Raw genomic sequence first — 8,089 nt, forward strand, 5'->3', positions numbered from 1 at the left:
CGCTTTTCTGGTGGCGGTCTTTTTCATCTGGGATCTGGGGCGCATGATGGATCATTATCAGGAGACGCAAAGTTTCTGGGGGAGCATTGATTACGCGAGCATTGTTTTCGTGTTGTTTGCGCTCTACTATTTACTGGGGCAGGCGCTCACCAGTTACCACTTGCGTTTGACGGATACGGCGCTGATCTGCGAATATCGCACCTGGTTTCGCACGCATCGCACGGAAATTCCGTACGACTGTCTTTACGGTGTGCATACGCACAAAGCGCGGGTCGCAAATAACGTGAAGTTCCGCTACAAATGGCGTTGGTATTCACTGTTGGACTCCCGCCCGTTGTACGCGCTTTTCTGTAAGATTCCGCGCCCGGGCAAAAAACCGCAATTCGGTCGCGCATTGTTTAAAGCGGAACCGCAATTTTTACTCGGCTTGAATGAATACTTGCCGGGGCGGGTGGGGATTACCGAAGAGGAAACCACCTACCATGTGCTTTTGGACGAAAGCAAACGTATGGATGAAGTCGAGCGTTTGAAAGCCGCAAGAAAGCAGGCGAAGTAATGCGTTGGAGTGGTACTCGCGGCATCTTGATGCTGCTTTTATTCCTTTTTGTCGGCGCGCTTTTGGGCGGGATTTTGGCGGATCTTTTGGGGTCAGCCTCCTTCTCCGGCATCATGCCGTACTTAGTTCGGCAGTATACCTTGCTTGACTTTCAAAATATTCATTTAAATCTCTTGATACTCGAAATTGATTTCGGCATTCGATTCGCGCCGAATTTATTAAGCGTAATCGGCATGATGATTGCCGTATGGGTATTTCGGAGGCTCTAATGTGGATTTTGGCATCGGCATCACCGCGCCGTAAACAGCTCTTAACAAAAGCGGGCGCTCATTTTACCGTGATTACGCCGGAGTATCGGGAACGCAACCGAAGTGAACATGACCCGGCGGCCTTGGTGCAGGAACAGGCGCTCGGCAAGGCGCGCGCCGGCGAGGCGATTTCCCGCATGCCGCAGCTGGCGGTGTTGGGCGCGGATACGCTGGTGGTTTGCGGTGATGAGGTATTCGGTAAGCCGCGCGATCGGGAGATGGCGAGAGCCATGCTTACCGCGCTCGGCGGTCGGACGCACTATGTCGTTACGGGACTGGCGTTGCTTTTGTCTTCGGGAGAAGCGATCACGCGGGCGGTAACCACCAAAGTCAAGATGGAACCTTGGCCGCAAGCGTTGCTGGAAACGTATTTGGCCGGCGACGAATGGACGGATAAAGCCGGCGCTTACGCCATTCAGGGAACGGCGGCATTGACGATTTCCGCCATCACCGGAAGTTACACCAATGTGGTCGGCTTGCCCTTACATGCGACGTATCGGCTGCTCACGGAAAACGGAGTGGAATGGTAATGGCACGCATTTGCGATTTGACAGAGGAAGAGCGGCCGCGCGAGAAGCTTTTGACGCAGGGGCCGGAGCAACTGACCGAAGTGGAGCTGATTGCTTTGATTTTAAAAAGCGGGATTCCCGGTCAGTCGGTGATCGAACTCGCGCGCGCGGTCGAAGACCAATGGATCGGAGGCGATCCGTCACGCTACGGCTCACTCCATTGGCGGGATCTTTTGACGGTTAAAGGCATCGGCGTCAGTAAAGCGGCGACTCTCTGCGCGGCGATTGAATTGGGGAAACGTCTGGCGCAACGTAAACCGCAAACGCGCAGCGATTTTTCCGATCCGGAGGCGGTCGCGCGGTATTTTCTGCCGCGGTTGCGGGATTTGCCGCAGGAAGTGTTTTACTGCTGCTATCTGAACACGAAAAACGGTTTGCTCGCCGCGGTGGAACAGTCACGCGGCAGTTTGGATCAAAGCGTCGCCGATGTGCGGCTGGCGATGAAAGACGCGATCCGTTGGAACGCGGCGGCGATGATTCTGGTGCACAATCATCCGAGCGGTGATCCGACGCCTTCCGGCGCGGATATCGCACTAACCGAGCGGTTTAACGCCGCCGGTGAAATATTAAATATACCGGTGCTCGATCATGTGATCATCGGTGCGGGAAAATTTGTAAGCTTGCGTCGGGAACATTTATTCCGGCCTTCTGTTTGACCATTGCCGGGGAAAGCAATGGGAAAGGAGCACGCGCATGGATATCGAATATTTTCGCAATTTTATTATGATGGTCGACTCGCAGACATTGACCGAGGCGGCGAAGCGACTGAACATGGTACAGCCCGCGTTAAGCGCGCAATTGAAGCAAATTGAGACCAATTACAAGGCGGATTTGATCATCACGCACCGCGGCGGTCGGCGCATCGAGCTCACCGAAGCGGGGCAGCTTTTCTATCGCCGCGCCAAAGATATTATCCGTTTGGCGGACGAACTCAAGTATGAGGTGCAAAGTGTGGCGCAGGGCGAGGAAGGTACTTTGCGCATCGCGATTACACCGGGTGCCGTAAACGGCTTTATCGACACGTATTTAAAGCCGTTTACGGAAGAGAATCCGCAGTTTCGTTCCATTTTTTCCGAGGGCAATGTGGATCAACAGGCGGAAACGCTGTTAAACGGAGTATCCGATATCGGCGTTATGAATGAGCCGATTCCGCGCGGTTATTTATTTGAGTTACTCACCATTCGCTACCGGTCACTTTCCGCCGTGATGAGTAATCAGCAGCAATGGCTCAAAAAACCGTTGCAGCCTTTGACCATTGAGGATCTCGCCGGTGTTCCGCTTTGCGTGACGCGCAGTCTGGCGCCCCGCCTGGAAAGCTTTTTCCGGGAACGCGGCTTGCATCAGGACATTCGTGTTGTCTGCAGCACGAATCTGTTTGCGATGCATTGGGCGCGGCGCAACATGGGGATTGCGGTGATTATGGGCGAACCGGAGGAGGATGCCGGTATCGGTCTTACCACCATGCCGATTGCGACGGAAGAAATCATGGGCGCGGAACATATTTATACGGTCAAAGATCGCAAATTGACGACGATCGCGCAGAAGTTCTGCGATTTTATTCGCGAGCGAAATTAGACCTTGTTTGACGCTCCCATAGGACAAGCATATAATAGAGTTAGATTATTATCACTTAATAGTATTTTTAAAGGAGAATTCCATGAAGAACTTTACTTATCACGTTCCGACAAAGGTTGTTTTCGGATCGGATCGTGAGCGTGAAGTCGGTCAGCTGTTGCGCAAAGAAGGCGCACATAAGGTCTTGATTATTCATGGCCGACAATGTAGCCAATGCCACGGCTTATTGGAGCGCGTGCAGGCATCGTTGGATGAAGCGGGCATTTTATACAACGATATCGGCGGAGTATACCCGCCGCCGACACGCCGCAAGGCGAACGAAGGGATTGCTCTCGGTCGGATTGAAGATGTGGATTTTATACTTGCGCTGGGCGGTCCTGCGGTCGTCAATCTTGCGAAAGTTATCGCGATCGGCATCGTCAACGACGGCGATATTTGGGATTATTTCACCCGCGAACGCGTTGCCGAAGATGTTTTGCCGGTAGGCGTTATTTCGACCACCATGGCGGGTTCCGGCGAAATGAGCGCGGTAACCCATTTGACTAATAAAGTGCAGCGCGTCAGCCGCATTATCAATGTGGTGGGCGCACGGCCGCGCTTTGCGATCATGAATCCAATGCTGACGTACCCGCTTTCCAAAGCGGAACTGTACAGCGGCATTTCCGAAATTATGATCATGACGATGGAACACTACTTTACGCATAATTCGACGATGGAGCTGACGGATAATATCTGTGAAGCGCTGCTGCGCGTATTGATCCGCAACGCGCAGACCATCCTGACGGAAATGAATAATTATGACGCCAGAGCCAATGTCATGTGGGCGAGCGCGCTGGCGCATAACGATTTGACCGGTTCCGGCAACGGCGAGGCGGATATTACCGTTCATGAATTGCAAAAGGAATTGCTGGGTTTGTACAATATTTCTTCGGGCGTCGGCATGGCGGCCGTTTGGTGCGCATGGTCGAGATACGTTTACACGGCCGATGTGCATCGTTTCTATCGGTACGGCAGAACCGTCTGGAACATTGAACGCGATTTCGGCACGCAGGAAGAAATCGCGCTGGAAGGCATTCGTTTTACGGAAGAGTTCTTTGCCCAAATCGATATGCTCGGTCCGGTAGCCTCGCAGGAAGTTCGAGATATCGAATTCAACTTGGAAGAGCTGACCGATCGCGCGATGGCGGGTCGTCCGCAGCTCGGCAGCTTTAAGGTCTTGACGCGGGATGACGTGCAGCGCATTTACGCGGATGCCGTCGAATATCTGAAAAACTATCAGCCGGTGTCGCAGCTGAGACCGACCGTATCGCCCATGACAGAGTAAGCGTAAATATGCTGCTTTGCCAACCTCGGCGCAGTCATTAAATAAAAAAAGACGTCCGTGCGGACGTCTTTTTTTGTACTTATTTTTATTCTTTTTGTTTGGCTTTGGCCGCCGCGTCTTTTTTGATTTTTTCGATGACGGCGGCGCCACGGTCCGAACGCAGGTAGTCCAACGTGGTTTGCGGAACCATCGTCTCGACCGTTTCCCAATCATCGTTGGCAAGTGCGGCGCGCACCTTAGAGGCGCTGACGATAGTGCCCGATTTTTGGATACGGGGAATGATCTTGAAATCCATATCGTTCATCGGCAATACTTTACCAAGCGCCGAATTATACGCGCTGGTCGTATTGTCGGTCGGTTCTTCGCCGACGAAACGAACGGTGATGCCGAGCGCCGGCGCGATCTTTTCCGCGAACACGGTCGCGTCGAGTTTCGTTTGCGCGTCGAGCGCCTCCGTGCCTTTGATGAAGTACGTCGGGAATGTGGCGTTCGAAATAATATAATCGCCGCCTGAAACTACTTTGACATTGCCGAGATCGGCGGTTCCTTTGCGAATCAATTCTAAACGATCCGCAAACGGGAAGAGCGAACGGTCTTCCTGCACGGCGAACAATACGACATCATCACATTGTTGGGATGTGTACTCGATCAAAGCACGGTGGCCTTTGGTAAACGGATTGCAGTTCATGACAATGGACCCGCGCACCGGACCGGCCGGTTCACCGACGATTTTTTTCGTTTTTTCTAAAAATTCCGCCAGTGTATCATCGCCGTACTCCAGCAGCGCGGCATACGGCTCCGCTTTCGCGACACAGGTAAAGCCGGAGTGTTCGAAAACCGGTACTTTTTCCGGTTTCGTAAAGATCTGATAACTGGTGATCCCGCGCCGTTTCGCTTCCGCCATCAGATGGTCGAGAATGCGGTGCGTCAGACCTTTTCCCTGGTACTCCGGATCAATGGCGATATTGCGCAAAACACGGCCGCTCAGCGAGCCGGTAGAGATCAGGCGGTCACCGTCAAAGATCCCCATGGAATAGTCAATATTCCCCGAAAAAGTCAATTCAAAGCCGGCCAGAAAATCTATCAGGCGTTGGTGCATGGCAGCGTCTTGTAAGTTGATTTCACGTTCTGTATACATAAGCGATCTCCTTTGCATAGGTTTACTTTATTATACCAAATTCACAGCTTTTGGGACACGCGCGGTTTCCCCGCGGCATGTGGGAAATAAGAAAGCAAAAAGGTCCCAAGTGAACCGGGGCCCTTTTGTTTTTTTATTTATGATATGACTGACGCTGTCACCGGTCCGCGCGCGTAGTGATCGCTCGCGTTTCCCCGAATGTCCGGCTCCTTCGTGTCAATTTCGCCTGCTTAGGCATCGTCATGGCGAACGACAACGCCTTCCTGATGCGCATCGTCTTCGCTTTCATCATGAGGGACATCATCATGTCGAACGATCGTTTCCGGCGGGTCGTTGCGGACCACGCCGTCGAAATACGCGTCATCTTCGCGCGTGGCGCGTTCCGAGCGAGCCTTTTCGGCAGCGGTCACCGGCGCGGTATCGTGATCATGGTGTTCACAATGCATATGGATCCTTTCGGGCAGAATCGTTCCGCCACTATATGGAAAAGTTATATTCTTATTTTTCGCCATGCAAAATCGCGGCGATTTCCTTGCAACCGGCGCCGTTGTCACGCGCTTTTTTTGCGCGTTCTACCCGTTTTGCGTAGTCGCGGTGCGCCTCGTCATTCGGCACGGGATCATCCCATTTGCGGTTCATGATCGTTTGAAAAATCGTATGGCATTCATCCGTCGACTTTCCCGCCGCCTTGGCGGCCTCGACATGCCGCATCGCCGACTCATAGCGGGCGCGTTCATGCGGATCCATTTTGGTGACATCGTACTTACTATGTGGACAACTCATAGGTATTCCTCCTCTGCTACTTTATGATGTATCTGTATTCATTATAGCATGCGCATTGAAAAACGGCCGTTCTTCGTGCGGCATAAACCGCGAATTGGAAAATCGACTCGATTTTCCAGTGGTTGTATAATAAAAGAAAATGCTCGAAGGAGGCTTATTATGCGTGAAATTTCCGTAACAGAACTGCAAGTCACTCCGCAAATGATCGGTAACGAATGGTGGCTGGTGACCGCCGGCGATGAAGCCAAAGGCTACAATACGATGACCGCAAGCTGGGGACATGTCGGGGTCATTTGGCAACGCCCGACGGCGATCGTCTATATCCGCCCGCAACGTTACACTAAAGAATTTGTTGATCGTGCGGATCGGTACACGCTCTCTCTTTTCGGTGGCGGCTATAAAAAAGAGATGGGCTACTTGGGCAGCCATTCGGGGCGTGATGAGGATAAAGTCGCCAAAGTCGGTCTTACTCCCGTATTTGAAGAAGACTATACCTACTTTGCGGAAGCTGAGATTGTGGTCGTTTGCCGCAAATTATATCAGGCGCCGCTGCTTCCCACCGGATTTATCGACGCAGGAATCATTGACAAGCATTATCCTGACAGCGATTTCCATGACATGTACATCGGCGAAATAGAAAAAGTCCTCGTGAAAGAATAAGCGCTCGCGCCCGGTGTTGCGTTGATATTGGCAGACATATAAGAAAGGCCCGCGATATCGCGGGCCTTTTGATATTATTCGTAATTCATTTACTTGACGGTACTGACCGAAAGTAAATGGCGGAGAGAGGGGGATTCGAACCCCCGGTACGGTTTGCGCCGTACACATGATTTCCAATCATGCACCTTCAACCACTCGGACACCTCTCCGCGTGCATGAATACTCTCCTAGTGTAGCGAATTTAGAGGCGATTGTCAATTTTATTCTGCACCGGAATACAAAAAAGTTGCTTTGCTGTCGCGCGATCGCGCTTACTGCACGACACAAAAAAGCCACCTAAGGGTGGCTTTTTAAAGTTAAATCGTACCGACTAAATCTTTACCCGGTTTCAAGGTTTCCGCGCCTTTGTGCCAGCGCGCGGGGCAGACCTGGTCGCCGTGTTCGGCAACGAATTGCGCCGCTTCCACTTTGCGAACCAATTCATCCGCATTACGGCCGATGCCGTCCGCGTGAATTTCCAGGGCCTGGATGACGCCTTCGGGATCGATGACAAACGAACCGCGTTGCGCGCTGCCTTCCGCTTCGTCCATGACATCAAAGTAACGAGCCAATTTGCCGGTCGGATCACCGATCATTTTGTATTGGACTTTCTGAATGCTCGGGGATTCTTTCGCCCACGCCATGTGAACGAAATGCGTATCGGTCGAAACACTGTAAACTTCGCAGCCTAATTCCTGCAGTTTTTCATAGTGATCCGCCACGTCAGCTAATTCTGTCGGGCATACAAACGTGAAATCGGCAGGGTAAAAGAAGAATACCGCCCATTTTCCCAAAACATCCTCATGGGTGAGTTGCTTTAATTCGCCCGCCTGATAATAATCTGCCTTGAACTCCGGCAGTTTTTTTCCGATCATGCTCATTGTTACATTCCTCCTTGTTGTTAATATGAATGATTCTTACCTTTAGTATAGTCATTATATGCAAATAAATCAATATAGTTCGACAGATATTTTCGATTTATTTACGGTACAAATCGTGTTTATCTTCGGTGGCACGCCGTTTGGCATAGCGGTAGCAATCGATCGCGATGCAAAACAAAACCACAGCGAGGACCAGCCCGTTACCGATGTTCAAACCGACGCTGTTAATATGGTAAATCGTGTACATAAAGGCAAC

Annotated in this window: 11 protein-coding genes and 1 tRNA gene; 7 read left to right on the plus strand and 5 right to left on the minus strand. The window is 51.7% G+C overall.

The features are described from left to right. From RDN69_RS05195 to RDN69_RS05220, 6 genes are all read left to right on the plus strand, one after another. A partial coding sequence (locus RDN69_RS05195) for a hypothetical protein (RefSeq protein WP_288218324.1) occupies nt 1-556 on the plus strand: 556 nt, incomplete at its 5' end. Continuing rightward, on the plus strand, nt 556-825 hold the full coding sequence (locus RDN69_RS05200) for a DUF4321 domain-containing protein (protein WP_273259366.1): 270 nt from the start codon (nt 556-558) through the stop codon (nt 823-825). The genes RDN69_RS05195 and RDN69_RS05200, both read left to right, overlap by 1 nt. Continuing rightward, nucleotides 825-1,394, plus strand: a complete 570-nt coding sequence (locus RDN69_RS05205; protein ID WP_273259365.1) for a nucleoside triphosphate pyrophosphatase — start codon at nt 825-827, stop codon at nt 1,392-1,394. The genes RDN69_RS05200 and RDN69_RS05205 overlap by 1 nt, the downstream gene beginning before the upstream one ends. After that, nucleotides 1,394-2,089 (plus strand): DNA repair protein RadC, encoded by a 696-nt coding sequence (gene radC / locus RDN69_RS05210; protein ID WP_273259364.1) that lies wholly within the window; start codon nt 1,394-1,396, stop codon nt 2,087-2,089. The genes RDN69_RS05205 and radC overlap by 1 nt, the downstream gene beginning before the upstream one ends. A 37-nt stretch (nt 2,090-2,126) precedes the next feature. Then, nucleotides 2,127-3,008: a LysR family transcriptional regulator gene (locus tag RDN69_RS05215; protein WP_273259363.1), complete on the plus strand. Its 882-nt coding sequence runs from the start codon at nt 2,127-2,129 to the stop codon at nt 3,006-3,008. An 82-nt stretch (nt 3,009-3,090) separates the two neighbouring features. Beyond that, nucleotides 3,091-4,332, plus strand: coding sequence for an iron-containing alcohol dehydrogenase (locus RDN69_RS05220; protein ID WP_273259362.1), 1,242 nt, complete (start codon nt 3,091-3,093; stop codon nt 4,330-4,332). Nucleotides 4,333-4,417: 85 nt separating this feature from the next. Here the strand turns inward: RDN69_RS05220 and citC are convergent, their stop codons facing one another. The 3 genes from citC to RDN69_RS05235 all read right to left on the minus strand — a co-directional run bounded on the left by citC (nt 4,418) and on the right by RDN69_RS05235 (nt 6,253). Next, the gene (gene citC, locus RDN69_RS05225) at nt 4,418-5,470 is read right to left on the minus strand and encodes a [citrate (pro-3S)-lyase] ligase (protein WP_273259361.1); all 1,053 of its coding nucleotides are present in this window, start codon (nt 5,468-5,470) and stop codon (nt 4,418-4,420) included. 230 nt (nt 5,471-5,700) lie between these two features. After that, the gene (locus RDN69_RS05230) at nt 5,701-5,916 is read right to left on the minus strand and encodes a hypothetical protein (protein WP_273259360.1); all 216 of its coding nucleotides are present in this window, start codon (nt 5,914-5,916) and stop codon (nt 5,701-5,703) included. 52 nt (nt 5,917-5,968) lie between these two features. Continuing rightward, nucleotides 5,969-6,253, minus strand: a complete 285-nt coding sequence (locus tag RDN69_RS05235; RefSeq protein WP_273259359.1) for a hypothetical protein — start codon at nt 6,251-6,253, stop codon at nt 5,969-5,971. Between the two features lie 159 nt (nt 6,254-6,412). On the opposite strand from RDN69_RS05235, the gene RDN69_RS05240 reads away from it, so the two are divergent. Continuing rightward, nucleotides 6,413-6,913: a flavin reductase family protein gene (locus RDN69_RS05240; RefSeq protein WP_273259358.1), complete on the plus strand. Its 501-nt coding sequence runs from the start codon at nt 6,413-6,415 to the stop codon at nt 6,911-6,913. 117 nt (nt 6,914-7,030) lie between these two features. Here the strand turns inward: RDN69_RS05240 and RDN69_RS05245 are convergent. Together RDN69_RS05245 and ahpC are read right to left on the minus strand one after the other, a co-directional pair. Next, a tRNA-Ser gene (locus RDN69_RS05245) sits at nt 7,031-7,122 on the minus strand. A gap of 147 nt (nt 7,123-7,269) precedes the next feature. Next, nucleotides 7,270-7,833, minus strand: a complete 564-nt coding sequence (ahpC, locus tag RDN69_RS05250) for an alkyl hydroperoxide reductase subunit C (RefSeq protein ID WP_273259357.1) — start codon at nt 7,831-7,833, stop codon at nt 7,270-7,272. Between the last annotated feature and the right edge of the window lie 256 nt (nt 7,834-8,089).

It is taken from the genome of uncultured Negativicoccus sp. (assembly GCF_902480485.1).
Classification (GTDB): Bacteria; Bacillota; Negativicutes; order Veillonellales; family Negativicoccaceae; genus Negativicoccus; species Negativicoccus succinicivorans.